Below are 21,252 nucleotides of genomic sequence, written 5' to 3'. Positions count from 1 at the left end.
GCCCGACCCGTGCCTCCCGTCCGCCTGCCCCCGTGTCTAGTGCGTGCGCCGCACGTCCCACAGGTGGTGGACGGGGTCGTGCGCGTAGTAGGTGGCGAGCGACGCGACGGTGAAGGCGCTGCCGTCCGACCGCAGCCCGGTGCGCTCGAGCTGGTCGTCGCGGACCGCGTCGAACGCCCGCGCGGCACGGTGTGCGGCCTCGCCGAGCTCTCGGAGGACGACGGTCGGGTCCTGCTCGCCGTACCGGTCTTCGATCGCGGTCGCGTCCTGGTCCCAGTTCGGGAACGTCGGGGCGTCCTCGGCGAGCATCAGCGCGAGGCGCTCGGTCATCTTCCGGTGCACGTCACGCACGTGGGCGCCGTACTCCAGGGGAGACCAGGTGCTGTCGTCGGGGCGGTCACGGACGCCGTCGCGGTCGAGCGCCTCCGGCCAGGCGGTCGTGTTCGCGTCGATGATCCCCGGCACGTCGCGGATCGACACCGCGGTGCCGTCGTAGCCGCACTCGGGGCAGGTGCCCTCGATGACCCAGGTCCAGCTCTTCGTCTCGGGTTCGATCGCCATGGGCCGATGTTACGACCTCGTTACTCAGCCTTGCGGATCCGCAGACGCATGCGGATCGGGCCTTCCCCCCGTTCGGGTGACACGCCGTTTCCTGAGAATCACCGGCCAATGACATTTCGGTTGCTCGGTAACGTCGCTCGCTGTTCTGGGCCGGTTCCCGTCGGCCCACCGATCTTCTCGAGGAGCGATGCATGGGTTCCGACCCCAGCAGTACCCCCACCCGACCACACCGACGACTGCGTGAGAGCGACGTCACCGTGGTCGACAAGAGCATGATGCGCCGCGCGGTCAGCGGCATGGTCGTCGGCAACACGATGGAGTGGTACGACGTCGGTGTCTACGGCTACCTGGCGGTCACGATGGGGAAGGTGTTCCTGCCGACCGCCGAGCCCGCCGTGCAGATCCTGTTCAGCCTCGGTGTCTTCGCCGCGACGTACATCGCCCGTCCGCTCGGCGGCATCGTCTTCGGGCGGCTCGGCGACCGCATCGGGCGCCAGAAGGTGCTGGCGACGACGCTCATCATGATGGCCGCGTCGACGTTCCTGATCGGGGCGCTGCCGGCCTACGCCACGATCGGGGTGTTCGCGCCGATCGTCCTGGTCGTGCTGAAGCTCGCGCAGGGCTTCTCGACCGGTGGTGAGTACGCCGGTGCGACGACCTTCGTCACCGAGTACGCCCCCGACCGTCGCCGCGGGTTCTTCGCGAGCATCCTGGACTTCGGCAGCTACATGGGCTTCGCGCTCGGGGCATCTGTCGTGACGGTCCTGCAGATCACCCTGGGCGAGGACGCGATGGTCGACTACGGCTGGCGCTTCCCGTTCCTGGCCGCCGGTGTCATCGGTGTCGTCGCGATCTACTTCCGGCTGCGCATCGAGGAGTCGCCGGTGTTCCAGGCGACCCAGGCGGCGCAGGAAGCGTCGTCCGAAGCGCGTGCCGACGCCGAAGGGCAGCGTCCCGCCAACGTCGTGGCGATGGTCCGCCAGCACTGGCGCCCGATCGTCATCGCGATCATGCTCGTCGCGGCGTCGAACACCGTCGGCTACGCCCTGACCTCGTACATGCCGACGTACCTGACCGACTCGCTCGGCTACTCAGCGCTCGACGGCACACTGCTGACGATCCCGGTGCTCGTGCTGCTCGCCGTGATGCTGCCCCTGACCGGCAAGCTGTCCGACAAGCTCGGCCGACGCGTCGTGATGTGGATCGGTGCCGCGACGACCGTGGTGCTCGTCGTACCCGCGTTCATGCTGATCGGGCACGGGGCGCAGTGGTCCACGCTGGCCGGGCTCGGGCTGCTCGCACTGATGACCGCGCTGTGGGTGTCCAACCAGGCGGCGTCGCTGCCGGCGCTGTTCCCGACCTCGACGCGGTACGGCGGCATGGGCTTCGCCTACAACATCGCCATCGCGGTGTTCGGCGGGACCACGCCCCTGATCGTGCAGGCGCTGCTGACCGTGACCGGCGACGAGCTCGCTCCGGCGTACTTCCTGATGGCGATGAGCGTCGTCGGTGCGATCGGCGTCTTCTGCATGAAGGAGTCCTCGCGCCGTCCCCTGCCCGGGTCGATGCCCGCGGTGGAGACCGAGGCCGAGGCGAAGGAACTCGTGCTCACGCAGGACACCAACCCGCACCTGGACCTCGGGGACCTGCCGTTCGCCGCGCAGGACGCCGCTGCCCGGGCCGCGGGCGACGCCGCTGAGGCCGAGGCCGAGGCCGAGGTCGCGCCGACGCGCTGACGCTGGGGGCGCTCGCGGGTCGTTCGACTCGGAACGACGAGGTCGATGTCGTACGACATCGGCCTCGTCGTTCGTTGCACGCGCGGGCTGTTGCACGGGGGCGGGAACGACATCGTGGTCGTCGCACGACGTCGAGGATGTCGTTCGGAGTCGGAGTCGGAGTCGGAGTCGGAGCCGGAGTCGGAGCAGTCGCGCTCCCGCCCTCAGTCGTGCCGGTGCTCCGACGCCGGGTCCACCGCGGGCCACACGGGGAACGGGTCCGCCCACCCGCGCCACAGGTCCGGCCCGGCCAGCAGCTCCGGGGGCGTGAGCAGCGCGCCGTCGAGGGCTCGTTCGATCGCGCGCACGTCGAGCCGCTCGCCGACGAACCACAGGGCCTGCCCGATCGGGGCATCGGCGTCCCACGACGGGTTCGCGGTGGGGTCGAGCGCGAGCATCGCCCCGAAGCTCGACCACGAGCCGACGTGGTCCGGGCGTGAGGCGAGCCGGAAGAACCCCTTCGAGCGGAGCACCCGTCCCGAGGCCCCGGCGGCCAGGTCACGCTCGATGACGGCTGCGAGTCGCCCGGGGTGGAACGGCAGCGGCTCCCGGTACCGCAACGCGACCAGGTCGTCGCGGGTGTCCCGGCCGGTGTCGGCGCCGCTCGACAGTGCCCGCATCCACCCGGCTCCCGATGCCAGGACCCGTGCGGCTCCGCCGTTCGAGGCCGGCAGGTCGCGCGCGGTCCGGATCGCCGTCAACCCCACGATCACGGCCTGTGGTGCCAGCCGGTGCAGCAGCGCGACCAGCGTCCGCCGACGGCGGAGCGACAGTGGGGCGAGCCGGTCGAGCACGATGACGGTCGCGTACTCGACGAGCGACGCCACCCGGTCGGCAGCCACGAACGCGTCGTCGACGTCGGACCACAGCAGGTGTGCGACGTCGTCGGCCCGCAGCACCCCGACGACGTGCCGCAGGACCCGGTCGTCACCGGTCTCGGAGCGGGCGGCGTTCGCGAGCATCATGCCCACGGCGCGGGCGTCCGAGCCGGGCTGCAGCGTGACGACGAGTCCGTGGTCGGCGTCGGGGCCGCACACGCGGTCGAGGTGGTCGGCGCGCTCGGCGACGGCACGGGCCGCGGCGAACGCGCTCCCGTCGACGTGCATCCGGTGCCCCGTGGTGATCCGGGCGGCGACGCGGTCGGCGTCGACCTCGTGGAGGGCGGTGACGAGGGTGATGGCAGCAGCACGCATGTCGGGTACCCTACCTGAAAACCGTTCTCAACAGGAGGACACCGACGGAGGAGAACCATGAAGGTCCGCAACTCGCTCAAGGCACTGAAGAAGATCCCCGGCTCGCAGGTCGTCCGGCGCCGCGGCCGCGTCTACGTCATCAACAAGCAGAACCCGCGCTGGAACACCCGCCAGGGCTGACGTCGGCGGTGGTCCCTAGGGTGGATCCATGCGACTGCTGCTCATCCGCCACGGCCAGACCCCTTCGAACGTGAACGGCGTGCTCGACGCCGTGGTGCCCGGACCGGGTCTGACCGAGCTCGGCCAGCAGCAGGCGGATGCCCTGCCGGCAGCCCTCGCCGACCGGGGGATCGAGCGGCTCTTCGCCTCGACGATGGTCCGGACGCAGATCACGGCGGCGCCGCTCGCGGCGTCGCTCGGCCTCGAGCCCGTCGTGCTGCCCGGGCTCCGCGAGATCGAGGCCGGGGACACCCAGGGCAAGACCGACACCGTGTCCGTGCAGCTGTACATCTCGACGGTGCACGGCTGGTCGCACGGCGACCGCAGCACGCGGATGCCCGGCGCGGAGAGCGGGTTCGACTTCTTCGAGCGCTACGACGACGCCGTGCGGCAGATCGAGGCCACCGGCGTGCAGGTCGCAGCGGCCGTCAGCCACGGCGCGGCGATCCGCACCTGGGCCAGTGCGGCCGCGCAGAACACCCCGGACCACTTCGGCACCAAGCGGCACCTGGAGAACACCGGGATCGTCGAGCTCGAGGGCTCGTTCGCCGACGGCTGGCACCTGGTCGACTGGGAGGGTGAGCCGATCGGTGGCGAGCAGCTCATCGACCGGACTGCCCTGGACCCGACCGGCGAGCGTTACTGACGCGCGGTCGCGACCAAGTGACCGAGACGCAACCCAAGACAGACGGGAGGCCCGGTACCAGCTGGTACCGGGCCTCCCGTCCGCCTCGTGGTCGCGTGTACTACGCGAGCTGCGACGCCGACGCCTGTGCCGTTGCGGACGTCAGCGGCACGATCACGCGGTGCGCCTCGCGCAGCACGTCGAGCGTGCGCTGGACCTCGTCCGCGCGCTCCTCGGGGGTCCACTCGAGCGTCGTCGCGAGCACGTCGGCCAGCTCGTCGAGCAGGTCGATCGTGACACCGCCCACGAACGCCAGGTTCGTGCGGCGCAGGACCACGTCGACCAGGTGGACGGCTTGCTCGTGGCGTGCGAAGTAGGCGACCTCGGCGCGGGTGAGCGACGGGTCGGACTCGAGGGCCTCGACCGGGCCGTCGGTCAGGACGTCCACGACCTCGGCGGCACGGGTGCCGTAGCGCTCGAGCAGGCCCTCGACGAGCGACTCGTCGAGTCCGTCACGGTGCGAGGTGATCCACAGGGCGCGCTGCGCGTCGGTGGTGGGGAACTCCTTGCCGCCGCCGATCGCCATGCCGGTGGTGTCGACCTTGCGGGCCAAGCCGAGCTTCGTGGTGGCCTCGGTCGACAGGTGCGCGGCGAGGGCACGGAACGTCGTCCACTTGCCGCCGACGAGCGACAGCACGGTCGAACCCGGCAGGCCGGCGATCTGGGTGTCCACGATCCGGTAGTCACGGGACACGAAGCCGGGGGCGGTGTCCTCGTGGCGGGGGAGCGGGCGGATGCCGGAGTAGCTGTAGACGATGTGGTCGCGGGTGACGTCGATCTGCGGGAACACGTGCTTCACGAGCCCGAAGAAGTAGTCGATCTCCTCGTCGGTGGTCGTGACCGGCTTCGATGGGTCGGCGTCGATGTCGGTCGTGCCGATGAGCACCCGGCCCTTGAGCGGGTAGATGAGGACGATGCGTCCGTCGTCGTTCTCGAAGAACAGTTCGCGGCCCTTGGTCGCCTCGAGCAGCTCGTCGTTCTGGACGACGATGTGCGAGCCCTTCGTGCCGCCCATGAACTTCGTCTCGCCGCCGAACGCCTCGTTCGTCAGGTCGGTCCAGGGGCCGGAGGCGTTGATGACGACCTCGGCGGAGAAGACGAACTCCTCGCCGGTCTCGCGGTCGCGGAGCAGCACGCCGCCGTCGCGGGTGCCGGCGGCCTCGACGTAGTTGACTGCGCGTGCCTTGTCGGCTCCCGCGGCCAGGCCGTCCTTGAGGACGTCGAGGGCCAGGCGCTCGGGCTCGTGCACGCTCGCGTCGTAGTAGGTGCCCGTGTACTTCAGGTCCTTGTTGAGGGCGGGCATGTCCTCGAGCGCGGCCTTCTTGGTGCGGAAGACGTGCTTCGGGACGGAGCCGCCGTCGCGCGAGAAGGAGTCGTAGATCGTCATGCCGATCTTGATGAGCATCGCCCCGCGCTCCTTGGTGGAGCGCTGCTTGTGCGTCAGCATGCGCAGCGGGGCGTTCATGATGCCCGAGAACGTCGAGAAGATCGGCATCGTCGTCTGCAGCGGCTTGACGTAGTGCGGGGCGATGCGGATCAGGCCGTTGCGCTCCTGCACGCTCTCGCGCACCAGGCGGAACTCGCCGTTCTCCAGGTAGCGGATGCCGCCGTGGATCATGTGGCTCGACGCGGCGGACGCACCGGAGGCGTAGTCGCCGCGCTCCACCAGGGCGACGTCGACGCCCTGCAGGGCGAGGTCGCGGAACGTGGCGATGCCGTTGATGCCGCCGCCGACGACGAGGACCTGCGCGTTCGGGCGCTCGGTGAGGGCGGTCACCGTGTTCCGGGGCTGTGTCTTCTTCGACATGGTTCGTCGCTTCCTTCGTCGGTTCTCGTGGTCAGGATCGATCGTGCGCCCGTTTGAGAGGCCGGGCAACTTGCTTGCACGAACGTGCAGCACACGTGTCGTCCGCCCCGATCCGGGGGCCGGGAGGCGCGACAGGGGTTGCAGAGGCCGTGCACGTCCGTGCATGGTTGCGTTCGACAGATCGGAGCACCATGAGCGATGCGGCTCAGCCCATGCGCACGCAGCAGGCGCTGCGCGCCGCCCACCTGTACTACCTGCAGGACCTGACGATGGACGCCATCGCCGACGAGCTCGCGACCTCGCGCTCCTCGGTGTCGCGGCTGCTGAAGTACGCCAGGGACACCGGTCTCGTCGACATCCAGATCCGATCGCCCCTCGACCAGGCCGCCGCGCTGAGCCGCAGCATCCGGTCGCGGTTCGGAGTGCACGCGCACGTCGTGCCGGTGCCGGACCACACGAGCGACGTCGACCGACTGGAACGCGTCGCCCTGTCCGCCGCGCGGATCCTGACGCAGTACGTCGAGTCGAACATGGTGATCGGGATCTCGTGGGGATCGACGGTGAGCGCGGTCAGCCGGTACCTGGTGCCGAAGACCACCCACGGCTCGACCGTCGTGCAGATCAACGGGGCGGCGAACACCCGGACCACGGGCATCGTGTACGCCTCGGAGATCCTGCGGCGGTTCGGCGAGGCGTACGGCGCGTTCGTGCAGCAGTTCCCGGTGCCGGCGTTCTTCGACGACCCGGCGACGAAGGAGGCGCTGTTCCGCGAGCGCTCCATCCGCCGCGTGCTCGACCTGCACGAGCGGATGGACCTGGTGGTGTTCGGCGTCGGCGCCCCGCAGGCCCCGGTGCCGTCGCACGTCTACTCCGGCGGGTACCTCGACCCGGCCGACCGTGACGAGCTCACGAAGGCCCAGGTCGTCGGGGACGTCTCGACGGTGTTCTACCGCGCCGACGGGTCGTGGCGGGACATCGGCGTGAACGCGCGCGCCGGCGGTCCGGACCTCGACATCATCAAGCGCGCTCCGCGTCGGGTCTGCGTCGTCGCGGGCCGGTCGAAGGCCGCGTCGTTGCGGGGTGCGCTGGCGTCCGGGCTGGTCACCGACCTGATCCTGGACGAGAGCGTCGGGCAGGCGATCCTGCAGCCCTGAGTCAGGATCCGACCCGGTTTGTCGGTGGTTCGACCTACATTGGCGAGCATGGTGCTCTCCATCGACCGACCGCGTGATCGGTACTCCCGCCGCGTGGTCGGCAGCGACGTCGACCAGGCGCTCGCGTTCTTCGGGGGCGACTACGACCTGCGGGCACCGTCCGTCCGACGGACCCAGCAGCGTGCCCACTGGGACTTCGCCGCGGTCGGCGACGAGCGTCTCTCGCTCCGATCGACCCGGTTCCTGGTCGATCTGCGGACCGAGTGCCACGTCGACGACCAGTTCGTCGTCGCGTGGACACGCAGCGGCACGAGCCGGATCGAGTCAGGCGGTGTCACGCACGAGGTCGAGGTGGGGGTGCCCGTGGTCCTCCCCTTCGGAGAGGCGTACGCGTCGCACAACCGCGACATCGCACTGAACCTGCTGCACCTCGACCGCGACTTCGTCCGGGCGCTGGTCGGCGAGGACGACTTCGCCTTCGACCCCGTGCAGCGGCCGGGTGTCCAGGGCCTGGCCGCGTGGCAGGCCGTGGTGCGCCGACACGCGTCGACGTGGCTCGACGTCGACCACGAGCTCACCCCGATCGCGCGCCGCGACATCGCCGAGGCGTTCGCGACCGCCGCGATCCGAGCCTTCCCGCGGCGTGACCGGTGGCGGTCGTCGGTGCCGGGCGGCGGCCCGGAGCACCGACGACTCCGCCGCGCGCTCGACTTCGTGCACGAGCACGCGCGCGAACCCATCGGGACCCCGGAGATCGCCGCTGCCGCCGGCCTCAGCCCGCGCGGCCTGCAGCAGTCCCTGCGCCGGCACCTCGAGCAGACCCCGGGGGACCTGCTGCGTGGGGTCCGTCTCGACGGTGCGCGGTCCGATCTGCTCGGCGGCGCGCGCGACGAGACCTCGGTCGCCGAGGTCGCGCGGTCGTGGGGGTTCGGTCACCTCGGACGGTTCTCGGCGACGTACCGTGCCCGGTTCGGCGAGCTGCCGAGCGAGTCGCTCCGCTCGCGCTGACCGGCGTGGGCACCGGGCAGGGGGAGCGCACCCCGCGCCGGTAGCGTGGCGGCATGGACACCGTCGTCACCGCGCTCCGCTCCGCCCTGCACGACCCCGACGGAGCCGTCGTCCGGACCGACCCGGACGTGCTCGACGCCGCACGGACCGACAAGTCCGGCTGGATCGCACCCGGCGGCCCGGTCGCCGTCGTCGAGGCCCGCACAGTCGAGCACGTGCAGGCGACACTCCGGACCTGCTCGGCCCTGGGCGTCCCCGTCGTCCCGCGCGGCGCGGGCACGGGCCTGGCCGGCGGCGCGAACGGCACCGAGGGAACAGTGGTGCTGAGCGTCGCCCGGATGAACCGCATCGTCGAGGTGTCGGTGGTGGACGAGCTCGCCGTCGTCGAGCCCGGGGTGCTCAACGGCGCGTTGAACGCCGCTGTCGCCGAGCACGGACTGCGCTTCGCACCGGACCCCGCGAGCGCGGCGATCGCGAGTGTCGGCGGCAACATCGCCACGAACGCCGGTGGCCTGCGGTGCGTGAAGTACGGCGTCACGCGCGAGGCCGTGCTCGGGCTCGACGTCGTGCTGGCGGACGGCCGGCTCGTGTCCACGGGCCACCGCACAGTGAAGGGCGTGACCGGCCTCGACCTCACCGCGCTGCTCGTCGGGTCGGAGGGCACGCTCGGCGTCATCGTCGGCGCGACGGTGCGCCTCGTGCCGATCCCGGCGGGGGAGCCCGCGACGCTCGGGGCCGTCTACCCGACCGTGCAGCAGGCCGCCGCCGCGGCAGCGGCCGTCGTGGCCGGTGCGGACCGGCCGTCGACGGTCGAACTGCTGGACGCCCTGGCGCTCGAGGGGATCGCGGCGTACCTGGGACCCGAGGTGATCGCCGAGACGGTGGGGAGCACCGCGGCGGGCGCGGTCTTCCTGCTCGTGGAGTTCGACGGCCCGGGTGCGACGGAGGCGGCGCTGGGAGCCGTGCCGCGCCTCCAGGCCGAGGGCGGGACCGTGCACCTGGCCGGGTCGGCGGCGGAACGCGAGCGCCTGCTGACGATCCGCCGGTCCTTCCACGCGGCCATGGAGTCGCGCGGCCGGGTGCTCATCGAGGACGTCGCCGTGCCCCGCAGCCGGCTCGCCGAGATGTTCGCCCGCGTCGAGGCGATCGGCCGCGAACACGGCGTCCCGATCCCGACGGTGGCGCACGCCGGCGACGGCAACCTGCACCCGAACTTCGTCTTCGACGGTGCCGAGGTGCCCGCACACGTGTGGGACGCCGCCGACGCGATGTTCCGGGCGGCGATCGAGCTGGGCGGGACCCTGACCGGGGAGCACGGGGTGGGGGTGCTGAAGCGTCGGTGGATCGGTGACGAACTCGGCGACGACGTGCTCGAGCTGCAGCGGGGGATCCGCCGGGTGTTCGACCCGACGGGCATCCTGAACCCGGGCAAGGTCTTCTGAGGCGTCACCTGCCGAATCTCTTCGCACGGATGCGCGATCGGGCATCCGGATGTTCGGCTGTAACCTCGCTGCAACGAATCCGGCGCTGAATGGTGGGGACGAGAGCACCACCCACGAAGGAGTCTGCGATGCACATCGGCGTCCCCACCGAGATCAAGAACAACGAGTACCGCGTGGCGGCCACCCCGGCCGGTGTCGCCGAACTGGCGCTGCACGGCCACCGGGTGCTCGTGCAGGCCGGTGCCGGCACCGGGTCGGCGTTCCCCGACGACGAGTACCGCACCGCGGGAGCCGAGATCGTCGACACCGCGGACGAGGTCTGGTCGCGTGCCGAGCTCATCCTGAAGGTCAAGGAGCCGGTCGCCTCGGAGTACCCGCTCATCCGTCCGGGCCAGGTGCTCTTCACGTACCTGCACCTGGCCGCTGACCGTCCGCTGACCGACGCGCTCCTCGACTCGGGCGCGACGGCGATCGCCTACGAGACCGTGCAGCTGCCGGACCGCTCGCTGCCGCTGCTGTCGCCGATGTCCGAAGTCGCCGGGCGGTTGTCCGCCCAGGTCGGGGCCCACAACCTGATGCGCACGAACGGCGGACGCGGGCTGCTGCTCGGCGGCGTCCCGGGCACGCCGAAGGGTCGCGTCGTCGTGATCGGCGGCGGCGTCGCGGGGGAGCACGCCGCGACGATGGCGCTCGGCATGGGTGCCGACGTCACGGTGTTCGACATCAGCCTGCCGCGCCTGCGTGCGCTCGACGCCCGGTTCGACGGACGGGTCACGACGCTGCGGTCGTCGGCGCACGCCATCGCGGAGGCCCTGCGCGACGCCGACCTGGTGATCGGTTCGGTGCTGATCCCGGGGGCGTCCGCGCCGAAGCTCGTCACCGACGCCATGGTCGCGGACATGCGGCCGGGATCGGTGCTCGTCGACATCGCGATCGACCAGGGCGGCTGCTTCGAGGGCTCGCACCCGACCACCCACGACGACCCGACGTTCGCGGTGCACGACACCGTGTACTACTGCGTGGCGAACATGCCCGGCGCCGTCCCGCGTACGAGCACCATCTCGCTGACGAACGCGACGCTGCCGTACGCCGTCGCGATCGCCGACCGCGGGTGGGAGGCAGCGCTGTCCGCCGACCCGTCGCTCGCGCTCGGGCTGAACGTGCACGCCGGTCAGGTCACGAACGAGGCCGTGGCTGCTGCGCACGGGCTCGTTGCCTCCGCGCGGTAGGTCCGGCCACGGGGTCGGCGCGCGTCTCTGGCCCTGGAACGCGAAAGCGACAGTTTGCCGCGGAACATCCGCGGCACACTGTCGCTTTTGCGGCACCGACCGGCTCGGCGCTGCGAGAAGTGTCGGTTTGCCGGGACGGACCGGGTCGGACCGCGGCGAGCCGCCCTCCGCTCAGGCCGTGCGCGCCGCCAGCCCGCGTGCGCCGGACCAGCCAGCCCGCGCCCGCACGGCGACCGTCACCACCACGACGGCAACGGCAGCGACCACCGCGGCGACGGCGGTCGGCGTCGACACCAGCGGCCCGTCGAGCCGCGCCACCGCCACCCACGCCAGACCCCAGGCCAGCGACGTCATCGGCGCCAGGCGGCCCCGACCCCACACCGCCAGCAGCAGCCCGACGAGCCCGGCGACCGCGGCGACGAGCACGCCCCAGACGTCCTGCCCGAGGTCGAAGCCCCGGAAGCCCGCGGCCGTCAGCACCGCGGCCGTGTTCGCCGCCGTCGCGACGCACACCCACCCGAGGTAGAGGCCGAAGGTGCCGTCGGTGACGATCGCCTCGACCACCCCCGAGGGCTTCGTCCGCCGCAGGATCGCGAAGGTCCAGACCAGCACCGCGAGCAGGGCGACGATGATCGGCTCGCTCGCCCACAGGAACCCGAACTGCACCGACAGGATCCACGCCGCGTTGAGCAGCAGCGACAGGATCGCCGGCACCGCCAGCTTCGTGTGCCGGTCGTCGTCGGACGTGCGGAAGAGCTGGCGGATCGCGTAGGCGATGAGCCCCACGTAGACGACGCTCCAGATCGAGAACGCCGGGCCGTCCGACGCGATCGCCGTCGACGACGCGGACAGTGCGCCGCCGGCGGCGTCCTGGATCGGTGTCCCGCCGGCCGCGCCCGACCCGACGAACGCCCCGACCACCGCGACGACGGCGCTCACGGCGACCGCGATGCGCTTCCAGATCCTCTTCATGACCGTTCCCTTTCATCAGCATGCTGAACACCTGCACCGTAGGCGGCGGCGACGGCTGGTCGTGCAGCGCGCGTTCAGGCAGGACGGGAGGCCCGTGGCGGGCCCGCCACGGGCCTCCAGTCCGAAAGCTGGTCACCCTGCGTACGGTGGTCCCGTGAGCGTCGAGATGAACACCGTGTACGTCGACCGGATCGCCCCGATGGCGAGTCCGTCGCTGGACGACACCTTCCGCATGCTCGACGAGCAGGGTGCGAGTGCGTGCATCGTGCTCTACCAGCCGGACGTCCAGGAGCTCGGCGACGTCGCGGTCGCCCTCGGCCTGCACGAACTCGCCGTCGAGGACTCCGCCGAGGGGCACCAGCGGCCGAAACTCGAGCGCTACGGCTCGACGCTCTTCGTGGTCCTCAAGCCCGCGCTCTACAACGACCAGCAGGAAGAGGTGGCGTTCGGCGAGGTGCACGCCTTCGTCGGCGAGAACTTCTTCCTCGTCGTGGTGAAGGCCGATCCGCGCGGCAAGCCCACGGTCCCGCGGGCGCTGCAGCGGATGAGCGGCAAGCCCGGCCTGGTGACGGTCGGGCCGCAGGCACAGCTCTGGGCGCTGATGGACACGATCGTCGACGGCTACGTGCCGGTGATCGACGGGCTGGAAGAGGACATCAACCAGATCGAGGACCAGCTGTTCTCGGGCGAGGCCGGGGTCTCCCGCCGCGTCTACGAGCTGTTCGGCGAGGTCGTCGACTTCCAGCGGGCCGCCCGTCCCCTGGTCTACATGATCGAGAACCTGCACCGCGGCGCGGAGAAGTACCACCTGCCGATCGAGATGCAGCGTCGGTTCCGCGACGTCCTCGACCACGCGATCCGGACGGTGGAGCGGCTGGACACCTTCCGGCAGCTGCTGCAGAACGCCCTGACGGTCGACTCGACCCTGGCGGCGCAGAAGCAGAACGACGACACGAAGAAGATCTCCGGCTGGGCGGCGATCCTGTTCGCCCCGACGCTCATCGCCGCCATCTACGGGATGAACTTCACGCACATGCCCGAACTCGGCTGGACCTGGGGGTACCCGCTGTCGATCGTCGCGATGGTCCTGTTCGCGGCGATCCTGTACGTGGTGTTCAAGGTCAAGCGCTGGTTCTGAGGAAGACTGGGGCGGTGATCCCGCACGACGACCTCGTCCACCTGACCGCCGGGGGCGTCTCCCTCGTCCTCGACTGCCGCGACGCCGCGTTGCCCGCCGTGGTGCACTGGGGCGAGGCGCTCGGCCCGCTCGACGCCGACGCCCTGACGGAGCTCGTCGACGCCGACGTCGCCCCGGTCGCCCAGAACGAGATGGACGACCCGGTCCGCGTCGCGGTGCTGCCCGAGCCGAACCGCGGCTGGAGCGGGCGCCCCGGCCTGTCCGGGCACCGTGACGGCCGCGACTGGTCGCCGGCGTTCACCGTCCGGTCGCTGGACGTCACCGACACGACGGTCACGGCCGACGCCGTCGACGACACCGCCGGGCTGGCGGTCCGCGTGACGATCGAGGTGCTCGTCTCCGGACTGGTCCGTGCCCGCGTGGCCGTCACGAACACCGCCGCCGGCGACTACACGGTCGACGACCTGACCGTGGCGATGCCGATCCCGTCCGGTGCGCGCGAGATCCTGGACTTCGCAGGCCGCTGGGGCAAGGAACGCACCCCGCAGCGCCGCGCGCTCGTCGTCGGCACCCACCAGCGCGAGAGCCGCAAGGGGCGCACGGGCGCCGACGCCGCGACCGTGCTGACGGTGGGGGAGCCCGGCTTCGGGTTCGGCCACGGACAGGTGTGGGGCGTGCACACCGGGTGGAGCGGGAACCACCGGCACCACGCCGAACGCCTGTCGACTGGCCGCCAGGTGATCGGCGGCGGCGAGCTCCTGCTGCCCGGCGAGGTCCGACTCGGCACCGACGAGACGTACGAGGGGCCGTGGGTGTACTTCGCCCACGGCACCGGCCTCGACGACCAGGCACGTCGGTTCCACCGGTGGCTCCGCAGCCGCCCGCAGCACCCGACGACCCCGCGCCCGATGACGATCAACGTGTGGGAGGCCGTGTACTTCGACCACGACCTGGCCCGGCTGACCGACCTGGCGGAGCGTGCCGCGGCCCTCGGCGTCGAGCGGTACGTGCTGGACGACGGGTGGTTCCGCGGCCGCCGCAACGACCACCTCGGGCTCGGTGACTGGTACGTCGACGAGGACGTCTGGCCCGACGGGCTCGGTCCGATCATCGAGCGGGTCCGGGCACTCGGCATGGAGTTCGGCCTGTGGTTCGAACCCGAGATGGTCAACGAGGACAGCGACCTCGCCCGTGCCCACCCGGAGTGGATCATGCAGGCGGACGGACGGCTGCCGATGCGGTCCCGTGACCAGCAGGTGCTCGACCTGGCGATCCCCGAGGCGTACGAGTACGTCCTCGAGCGGATGACGGCGATCATCGGCGAGTACGGCATCGAGTACGTCAAGTGGGACCACAACCGCGACCTGCTCGAAGCGGGTTTCCCCGGCGGTGGCGCTGCGGTGCACCAGCAGACCCTGGCGACCTACCGGCTGATGGCGACCCTGAAGGAGCGCTTCCCGTCGCTCGAGATCGAGTCGTGCGCGTCGGGTGGGGCACGGGTGGACCTCGGCGTCATCGAGCACACCGACCGCGTGTGGGTGTCCGACGACATCGATCCGCTCGAGCGCCAGCAGATGCACCGGTGGACCCAGCAGCTCCTGCCGCCGGAACTCCTCGGCGCGCACATCGCCAGTGGCAAGAACCACTCGACGGGTCGCGTCCACGACCTGTCGTTCCGGGCCGGAACGGCGCTCGTCGGGCACCTCGGCATCGAGTGGGACCTGGCCCAGGCGACCGCCGACGAGTCGGCAGCGCTCACCGAGTGGATCGCGCTGTACCGGGAGCTGCGCGGGCTGCTGCACGGCGGCGACCTGGTCCGGACGGACGAGGTCGACGACTCGCGACTCGTCTACGGCACGGTCGCGCCCGACCGGCGGCAGGCGGTGTTCTTCCTGGCGAGCATCGGCCGCTCCGAGGTGTCCGGCACCGGCCGGGTCACCTTCCGCGACCTCGACCCGGACGTGTCGTACCGCGTCGACCCGATCGTGGTCGGGGACGGCGAGGGCATCGTCCGGCCGGCCTGGTGGTCCGGTGCGCGGGTCTTCAGCGGCCGTGTGCTCGGCACGGTCGGCCTGCACCCGCCGCTCATGCCCGCCGACTGCGTGGTGCCGTTCCGTCTGACGGCCGTCTGACGGCGGGCGGGTCGACCGGGAGGCCCGGGTCGGGTCGTCGGAGCCGCTAGGGTTCTCGACATGCCGCGCTCCGGACACGCGACCCCCGTCTGGGCGCTCAAGCTCGCAGTCGTCACCGCCCTGGTGGGCGTCTCCGGCGGCATCGCCGGCATCGCCGTGTGGCTCGCCCTGCAGCTCATCCAGTTCGTCGCCTTCGGGTACGGCTTCGGGGGGCACCTCGAGGCGGCGGACGCTCCGTCGGCCCTGAACCGGTTCCTCGCGCTCGTGGCCGCCGGTGTCCTGACGGGCTTCGCCTGGTGGGCGCTCCGCCGCTGGGGGCGTCCGATCGTGTCGGTCACCGCCGGGGTCGACGGCAAGCGGATGCCCGTGCTCGCGACCATCGCGAACGCCGGCGTGCAGATCGTCGCCGTCGGCCTCGGCGCCTCGATCGGCAAAGAGGTGGCTCCGCGCGAGGTCGGCGCCCTGCTCTCCCAGCTCGTCACCCGTCGTGCCGGCCTGACCCCACGCGAGACCAAGATCCTGGTCGCCTGCGGTGCTGCCGCCGGCCTCGCCGCGGTGTACGACGTGCCGCTCGGCGGGGCGCTGTTCGCGGTCGAGGTCCTGCTCGGCGAGATCAGCTTCACCACGGCCCTGCCCGCGTTCGCCACGAGTGCGGTCGCAGCCTTCGTCGCCCGGCTCGTGATCCCGGACGAGGTGCTCTACCACGTGCCCGCGATGCACATGTCGCCGTCCCTGCTCGTCTGGGCGATCATCGTCGGGCCGGTGCTCGGGCTGGCCGGCGTCGGGTTCGTGAAGCTCACCAACCGGCTGCAGGGCATCGCGCCGAAGGGCTGGCACCTGCTCGTCGTCCTGCCGGTCGTGTTCGCGATGGTCGGGCTCATCGCCGTGCCGTTCCCGGAGATCCTCGGCAACGGCCGCGCGCTCGGGCTCGTCGCGATGAACGCCTCGCTCGACGACGGCACCGTCGCCGGGCTCGCTCCGATCGTGCTGCTCCTGCTGCTCGGCATCGTCCGCACCATCACCACCTCGGCCACGATCGGCGCGGGCGCGGTCGGTGGCACGCTCACCCCGTCGATCGCGATCGGGTCGGCGATCGGCGGTGGGCTCGGCGGTGCGTGGCTGCTGCTCTGGCCAGCCGACGGCCCGGGCCTGGCGGCGTTCGCGTTCGTCGGCGCCGCGGCGTTCCTCGCGACCACCATGCGTGCACCGTTCACGGCGCTCGTGCTCGTCGTCGAGTTCACGCAGGAGGGCACCGACATCCTCATCCCGTCGCTGCTCGCGGTGTCCGGTGCGGTCGCCGTCGGCTACGTCCTCGCTCGTCGTCGGAGCGCCCAGATGGTGTGAACGTTCCGTCACGTTCCGGGACAGATCGCCGTGGCGCGGCCTACGATCTGCGGCAGGACGGGGCGACGGGCTCCGCACCGAGACGAGGAGCATCCGATGGCGGGGTTCGACGACATCACGAAGAAAGCCCAGGACTTCCTGAAGGACAACAAGGTCCAGGACGCCCTGAAGAGCGAGAAGGCCGAGGACATCAGCGACAAGGTCCTCGGTGGCGTCGCCGACGCGGTCAAGAAGGCCACGGGCGGCAAGTACGACGACAAGATCGACGGTGCCCGCGACGCAGCGGACAAGAAGATCGGCAACGAGTAACCCGCACCGAGCAACGGCCCAGGACCCGGCGCGGTCCTGGGCCGTCGCCGTCCGGAGCGGCCGACTGGACGCCGTCGGGAACAACGGCCACCATGGACGGGTTGCTCCGGACAGCAACTCCAGGAGGACGAGACGTGACAGTCGTGGCGCCGAACCAGCCGCTCACCGAGGCCGAGGTCGAGACGATCAAACGGGACTTCCCGATCCTCGCGCAGGACGTGAACGGGCAATCGCTGGCGTACCTGGACTCCGGGGCGACCGCCGAACGACCGACCCAGGTCCTCGATGCGGAACGACGGTTCCTCGAGCACGACAACGCCGCCGTCCACCGCGGCGCGCACACCCTCGCCGCCCTGAGCACCGATGCATACGAGGACGCCCGTGCCACCGTCGCCGGGTTCATCGGTGCGGCCAGCCCGAGCGAGGTCGTGTGGACCGCGAACGCCACCGACGCCCTGAACCTCGTCGCGTACGGCATCGCGAACGCCAGCCGTGGCCGCGGTGGGGTCGACGCCGAGCGCTTCCGCATCGAACCGGGCGACGAGATCCTGGTCACCGAGGCCGAGCACCACGCGAACCTGGTGCCGTGGCAGGAACTCGCCGCGTCGACCGGCGCGACCCTCCGCTGGGTCCCGGTCGCCGACGACGGCACCTGGACCGCCGACGACGCCGCGGCCCTGATCACGGACCGCACGAAGGTCGTCGCGTTCGCCCACGTCTCGAACGTCACCGGCATGGTCGCACCCGTCGAGCACATCGTCGGGCTCGCCCACGCCCGGGGCGCCCTGGTCGTCCTCGACGCCTGCCAGTCCGCGCCGCACCGGCCGCTCGACGTCCAGCAGCTCGGGGTCGACTTCGCCGCGTTCTCCGGGCACAAGATGCTCGGCCCGAACGGCATCGGTGTGCTCTGGGGTCGCGGTGCCCTGCTCGACGCCCTGCCCCCGTTCCGGACCGGCGGTTCGATGATCACCACCGTCACGATGGAGGGCTCGGAGTTCATGCCGGCGCCCGAGCGGTTCGAGGCCGGCACGCAGCCCGTCTCGCAGGCCGTCGCCCTCGCCGAGGCCGTCCGCTACCTGCAGGGCATCGGCATGGAGCGCGTCCGTGCGCACGAGGAGCACCTCGCCCGGCGCATGCTCGACGGCCTGGCCGCCGTTCCCGGCATCCGCGTCGTCGGACCACCCGTCGGGGTCCCGCGTTCCGGCCTGGTGTCGTTCGACGTCGACGGCGTGCACGCCCACGACGTCTCGCAGTACCTCGACGCGCAGGGCATCGCCGTCCGCTCCGGCCACCACTGCGCCCAGCCCCTGCACCGCCGGCTCGGTCTCACCGCCACCAGCCGTGCGAGCACCTACGTCTACACGACCGAGCAGGACGTCGACCGCTTCATCGCCGCCGTCGGCGAAGTCCGCGGCTACTTCGGAGCGACCGCATGAACGCCCTCGACAGCCTGTACCAGCAGGTCATCCTCGACCACGCGAAGGCCCGGCACGGGGACGGCGACCTGCCCGACGCCGACGCCGCGCACTTCGAGCGCAACCCCACGTGCGGCGACGAGATCACCGTCCGCGTCCGCCTCGAGCCGGGCACCGACCGCATCGCCGGGCTCGCCTGGCAGGGGGACGGCTGCTCGATCTCGATGGCCTCGGCCTCGGTCCTGACGGACATGGCCGTCGGCCGCACCGTCCCGGAGCTCCTCGCGCTGACCGAGGAGTTCCGCACGATGATGCGCTCCCGCGGCGTCGGCGAGCCCGACGAGGACGTCCTCGAGGACCTCGTCGCCTTCCACGGCGTCTCGAAGTTCGTCATGCGCGTCAAGTGCGTCATGCTCGCCTGGGTCGCGGCGGAAGCCGCCGCGCGCGAGGCGACCGCGTCCCGCTGAGTCGGGTGCGGCTCGCGATCGTGACCATCTGACGGCCGGGAGGCACGGTGCGGGCCCGCCCCGCGCCTCCCGTCCGCAGCTGGTCGCCGACAGGGCCCAGAAAGGCTTGAATGGTATGCCTATTCGAGGGGCGCGATGATCTTCCAGACGCAGCGACCTGGTGCGGAGGCGTCGGACGCGATCGTGCGGACGTACCTGAGCGAGGTCGCGTCGCGGTGGTACGGGCGAGCAGCGACGACTGCCGAGGTCGATCGGGCGCTGGCCGACGAACCGTACGACGACCTGCAGGGCGACTCCGGGGTGTTCGTCGTCGCCGTCGACGGAGGAGCCGCGGTGGCCTGTGCCGGCGTCCGGTTCGTGGGTGCCGTCGGCGAGCTGACCAAGGTGTTCACGCTGCCGGAGTACCGTGGCCGAGGCGTCGGTTCGGCGCTCCTGCACCACGTCAAGGACCTCAGCCGCGGGCGCGGGATCACGTCGCTGCGGCTGGACACGCGGGCCGAGCTCGCCGAGGCCTGTGCGCTCTACGAACGGCTGGGCTTCGTCCGGGTCCCGCCGTTCAACGACGACCCGTACTCCGACCGCTGGTACGCGAAGCGGCTCAGCTGACCGCGCCGATCTCGCGGAGCGCGTCGCCGACGGTGATGCGCTCGTCGTGTTCCTGCGCCCTCGCCCAGCGGGCCTTCGCGAGCGCGACGGCCTGGTCGTCGAGACCGAGGAGCTCGTAGAGACCGTCCAGTTCTCGGGGAACGAGGTCGGCGAGCGGCAGGGGGAACTTCCGCTCGGGGCTGGCGTAGCCCTGCTGGGCGAGCTGGTCGAGGATGCCCGGGTCGGTCTCTCGCTGTTCCATGAGCAGGACGACCGTTCGTGATCTCGTCATCATGAGGAAGGCGGACCGCATGTTCTCGTCCGGGTCGGTCGCCAAAGCGATCTCGACGGCGAGGGGGAGGTCCTCTTCACACGCGAGTTCCCAGCGCTGCGAGGTGTCCCCTCGAACCGCCGTGAGCATGTCCGGGTGGACGCCGAGGGCGCGCTCGCCGAGTTCCGGTCGCAGCGCGGTCGGGTGGGAGCCGTCCCCGACGCGGGCCGTGGGGAAGCCGACGCCCGTGTACACGGCGTGGGCGATCGGCAGGAACTGGAGCGCCTCGTGCAGTGCGGTCGCGGCGTCCTGCACTGCCGGAGCGGTCACGTCACCGTCGGCGGCATCGAGTGCCGCGGTGTACGCCGTCAGCGCCGTGTGCTGCTGGTCCATCGCCCGGGTGAACATCTCCTTGCCCTGGGCCGCGTCGCCGATGCGCCGCGGATCGAGGTGCAGGGTGACGGAGCTCGGGTCCTGCAGGTGGCCCCGTGGAGTGCCGCCACCCGACATCGTGAAGGTGAAGGTCTCGTCGTCGGGTGCATCATCATCGGTCACGTCGCTGACGCTACAGCCGTGACGACGTGGGCGAAGACCGGGCCATCGGTCAGGGGCAGCGTGTCATGAAGACGTCGACGGCATCCTCGGTGTCGACGACGAAGCCGTGCCGTTCGTAGAGTCGTCGCGCGGCGCTGCCCTGCAGGACGTTGAGGCGCGTCGATCCAACGTGGGGTTCGGCCAGGACAGTCCGGAGCACGGTCCCGCCGACACCGCGCCCCTGCGCCTCGGGCGCGAGGTAGAAGTGCTCGATCCACCGGGTGTCGGCGTCCGGCCGCACGGTGATCGAGCCGCGGTCGTGCCCGTCGACCACGATCACCCGGGTGTGTTCGGGTGCATAGGCATCCCGCATGCGTTGGCGGACCCGGACCGCGTCGAACCGGCCGAGTCGCTCGAGGTCCGCTCGGAGCACCTCGGCGCGGAGCTCGACGAGCCATTCGACGTCCTCGCCGGTGCTGTCCCGCAGTGTGGTGTCCGGCATCAGGCGGCTCCGCCGTCGGTGCGGAGTGAGCGCACCATGCTGCGCAACAGCGTTCGTGCCGCCACCTGCTGCTCGTCGGACAAGCCGTCGAGCATGCGGACCTCGACCCCGCGCACGGCTGCGCTCGCCTGCTCGAGTTGCTTCCGCCCGGCCGCCGTCAACTGCGTCGGGAGCGCCTTGCCGACCGGGGCCTCGGTGGCACGGGTCACGAAGCCGTCCCGTTCGAGTGCCTGCAGCAGCACGTTCATCGACTGGCGGGTGACGAAGGCGCCTCGGGCGAGCTCGGAGTTCGACAGGCCGGGCCGCTGCGCCAGGAGTTCGAGGCACGAGTAGTGCGTCATCGTCATGTCGAGGGGGCGCAGCACGGCCTCCATCGCGGCGCGGAGAGCACTCGCGGCCTCTTTCAGCAGGTACCCGAGGGAGGTCTCGAGGTGGATGCCGTCTTGACTCATGTCAGTAGTCTGACATAGATTGTGACGTGTCAGAAGACTGACACAACCGAAGGAGTGC

At 71.3% G+C, this 21,252-nt stretch carries 21 protein-coding genes; 14 read left to right on the top strand and 7 right to left on the bottom strand.

Annotated features, from left to right (window positions below; all coding sequences use genetic code 11):
* Nucleotides 1–36: 36 nt before the first annotated feature.
* On the bottom strand, nucleotides 37–561 hold the full coding sequence (locus ITJ59_RS07455; protein WP_194650485.1) for a DinB family protein: 525 nt from the start codon (nucleotides 559–561) through the stop codon (nucleotides 37–39).
* A gap of 191 nt (nucleotides 562–752) precedes the next feature.
* Between ITJ59_RS07455 and ITJ59_RS07450 the strand changes: the two genes are divergently transcribed.
* Nucleotides 753–2,297, top strand: a complete 1,545-nt coding sequence (locus tag ITJ59_RS07450; protein WP_194650484.1) for an MFS transporter — start codon at nucleotides 753–755, stop codon at nucleotides 2,295–2,297.
* Between the two features lie 203 nt (nucleotides 2,298–2,500).
* Here ITJ59_RS07450 and ITJ59_RS07445 read toward each other — a convergent pair whose 3' ends face one another.
* Nucleotides 2,501–3,529: a GTP-binding protein gene (locus tag ITJ59_RS07445; protein WP_194650483.1), complete on the bottom strand. Its 1,029-nt coding sequence runs from the start codon at nucleotides 3,527–3,529 to the stop codon at nucleotides 2,501–2,503.
* Nucleotides 3,530–3,586: 57 nt separating this feature from the next.
* Here ITJ59_RS07445 and ykgO point away from each other — a divergent pair, with 57 nt between their 5' ends.
* Both ykgO and ITJ59_RS07435 read left to right on the top strand, forming a co-directional pair.
* Complete coding sequence (ykgO, locus tag ITJ59_RS07440) at nucleotides 3,587–3,709, top strand: type B 50S ribosomal protein L36 (protein ID WP_022905672.1); 123 nt, start codon at nucleotides 3,587–3,589, stop codon at nucleotides 3,707–3,709.
* Between the two features lie 28 nt (nucleotides 3,710–3,737).
* Nucleotides 3,738–4,394 (top strand): histidine phosphatase family protein, encoded by a 657-nt coding sequence (locus ITJ59_RS07435; RefSeq protein ID WP_194650482.1) that lies wholly within the window; start codon nucleotides 3,738–3,740, stop codon nucleotides 4,392–4,394.
* A gap of 100 nt (nucleotides 4,395–4,494) precedes the next feature.
* On the opposite strand, the gene ITJ59_RS07430 is transcribed toward ITJ59_RS07435, so the two are convergent.
* The gene (locus tag ITJ59_RS07430; protein ID WP_194650481.1) at nucleotides 4,495–6,240 is read right to left on the bottom strand and encodes a glycerol-3-phosphate dehydrogenase/oxidase; all 1,746 of its coding nucleotides are present in this window, start codon (nucleotides 6,238–6,240) and stop codon (nucleotides 4,495–4,497) included.
* 191 nt (nucleotides 6,241–6,431) lie between these two features.
* Here ITJ59_RS07430 and ITJ59_RS07425 point away from each other — a divergent pair, with 191 nt between their 5' ends.
* The 4 genes from ITJ59_RS07425 (at nucleotide 6,432) to ald (ending at nucleotide 11,073) form a co-directional block, all read left to right on the top strand.
* Complete coding sequence (locus tag ITJ59_RS07425) at nucleotides 6,432–7,394, top strand: sugar-binding transcriptional regulator (protein WP_228511242.1); 963 nt, start codon at nucleotides 6,432–6,434, stop codon at nucleotides 7,392–7,394.
* A 48-nt stretch (nucleotides 7,395–7,442) separates the two neighbouring features.
* A complete protein-coding gene (locus ITJ59_RS07420) occupies nucleotides 7,443–8,402 on the top strand; it encodes a helix-turn-helix transcriptional regulator (RefSeq protein ID WP_194650480.1) in 960 nt (319 codons plus the stop codon).
* Nucleotides 8,403–8,455: 53 nt separating this feature from the next.
* Nucleotides 8,456–9,844, top strand: coding sequence for an FAD-binding oxidoreductase (locus ITJ59_RS07415; RefSeq protein ID WP_194650479.1), 1,389 nt, complete (start codon nucleotides 8,456–8,458; stop codon nucleotides 9,842–9,844).
* Nucleotides 9,845–9,972: 128 nt separating this feature from the next.
* The gene (gene ald, locus ITJ59_RS07410; RefSeq protein ID WP_194650478.1) at nucleotides 9,973–11,073 is read left to right on the top strand and encodes an alanine dehydrogenase; all 1,101 of its coding nucleotides are present in this window, start codon (nucleotides 9,973–9,975) and stop codon (nucleotides 11,071–11,073) included.
* Between the two features lie 171 nt (nucleotides 11,074–11,244).
* Here ald and ITJ59_RS07405 read toward each other — a convergent pair whose 3' ends face one another.
* Entirely contained in the window at nucleotides 11,245–12,045 is an 801-nt protein-coding gene (locus ITJ59_RS07405; RefSeq protein ID WP_194650477.1) for a tryptophan-rich sensory protein, read from the bottom strand.
* A gap of 154 nt (nucleotides 12,046–12,199) precedes the next feature.
* On the opposite strand from ITJ59_RS07405, the gene ITJ59_RS07400 reads away from it, so the two are divergent.
* The 7 genes from ITJ59_RS07400 to ITJ59_RS07370 all read left to right on the top strand — a co-directional run bounded on the left by ITJ59_RS07400 (nucleotide 12,200) and on the right by ITJ59_RS07370 (nucleotide 19,456).
* Complete coding sequence (locus ITJ59_RS07400; protein ID WP_323749443.1) at nucleotides 12,200–13,183, top strand: magnesium and cobalt transport protein CorA; 984 nt, start codon at nucleotides 12,200–12,202, stop codon at nucleotides 13,181–13,183.
* Between the two features lie 17 nt (nucleotides 13,184–13,200).
* The gene (locus ITJ59_RS07395) at nucleotides 13,201–15,315 is read left to right on the top strand and encodes an alpha-galactosidase (RefSeq protein WP_194650857.1); all 2,115 of its coding nucleotides are present in this window, start codon (nucleotides 13,201–13,203) and stop codon (nucleotides 15,313–15,315) included.
* 60 nt (nucleotides 15,316–15,375) lie between these two features.
* Nucleotides 15,376–16,659, top strand: coding sequence for a chloride channel protein (locus ITJ59_RS07390; RefSeq protein ID WP_194650476.1), 1,284 nt, complete (start codon nucleotides 15,376–15,378; stop codon nucleotides 16,657–16,659).
* A 96-nt stretch (nucleotides 16,660–16,755) separates the two neighbouring features.
* Nucleotides 16,756–16,968, top strand: a complete 213-nt coding sequence (locus ITJ59_RS07385) for an antitoxin (RefSeq protein WP_123292323.1) — start codon at nucleotides 16,756–16,758, stop codon at nucleotides 16,966–16,968.
* Between the two features lie 143 nt (nucleotides 16,969–17,111).
* The gene (locus tag ITJ59_RS07380) at nucleotides 17,112–18,404 is read left to right on the top strand and encodes an aminotransferase class V-fold PLP-dependent enzyme (protein WP_194650856.1); all 1,293 of its coding nucleotides are present in this window, start codon (nucleotides 17,112–17,114) and stop codon (nucleotides 18,402–18,404) included.
* A complete protein-coding gene (gene sufU / locus ITJ59_RS07375; protein ID WP_194650475.1) occupies nucleotides 18,401–18,850 on the top strand; it encodes a Fe-S cluster assembly sulfur transfer protein SufU in 450 nt (149 codons plus the stop codon). The genes ITJ59_RS07380 and sufU overlap by 4 nt, the downstream gene beginning before the upstream one ends.
* A gap of 135 nt (nucleotides 18,851–18,985) precedes the next feature.
* Nucleotides 18,986–19,456 carry a GNAT family N-acetyltransferase gene (locus tag ITJ59_RS07370; RefSeq protein ID WP_194650474.1) on the top strand — a complete coding sequence of 157 codons (471 nt, stop codon included), beginning with the start codon at nucleotides 18,986–18,988 and terminating at the stop codon, nucleotides 19,454–19,456.
* Here ITJ59_RS07370 and ITJ59_RS07365 read toward each other — a convergent pair.
* Genes ITJ59_RS07365 through ITJ59_RS07355 form a run of 3 tightly spaced genes read right to left on the bottom strand, consistent with a single transcriptional unit; the run spans nucleotide 19,449 to nucleotide 21,194 of the window.
* On the bottom strand, nucleotides 19,449–20,261 hold the full coding sequence (locus ITJ59_RS07365) for a hypothetical protein (RefSeq protein ID WP_194650473.1): 813 nt from the start codon (nucleotides 20,259–20,261) through the stop codon (nucleotides 19,449–19,451). The two genes, ITJ59_RS07370 and ITJ59_RS07365, sit on opposite strands and share 8 nt — an antisense overlap.
* A gap of 49 nt (nucleotides 20,262–20,310) precedes the next feature.
* The gene (locus ITJ59_RS07360) at nucleotides 20,311–20,742 is read right to left on the bottom strand and encodes a GNAT family N-acetyltransferase (protein WP_194650472.1); all 432 of its coding nucleotides are present in this window, start codon (nucleotides 20,740–20,742) and stop codon (nucleotides 20,311–20,313) included.
* The gene (locus ITJ59_RS07355) at nucleotides 20,742–21,194 is read right to left on the bottom strand and encodes a MarR family winged helix-turn-helix transcriptional regulator (protein ID WP_194650471.1); all 453 of its coding nucleotides are present in this window, start codon (nucleotides 21,192–21,194) and stop codon (nucleotides 20,742–20,744) included. Before ITJ59_RS07355 ends, ITJ59_RS07360 begins: the two co-directional genes overlap by 1 nt.
* Between the last annotated feature and the right edge of the window lie 58 nt (nucleotides 21,195–21,252).

The sequence above is a fragment of the Curtobacterium sp. VKM Ac-1393 genome (assembly GCF_015350995.1).
Taxonomy (GTDB): Bacteria; Actinomycetota; Actinomycetes; order Actinomycetales; family Microbacteriaceae; genus Curtobacterium.
Note: the sequence above shows the minus strand (reverse complement) of the source record. Positions and strands in the feature narration are given on the sequence as shown.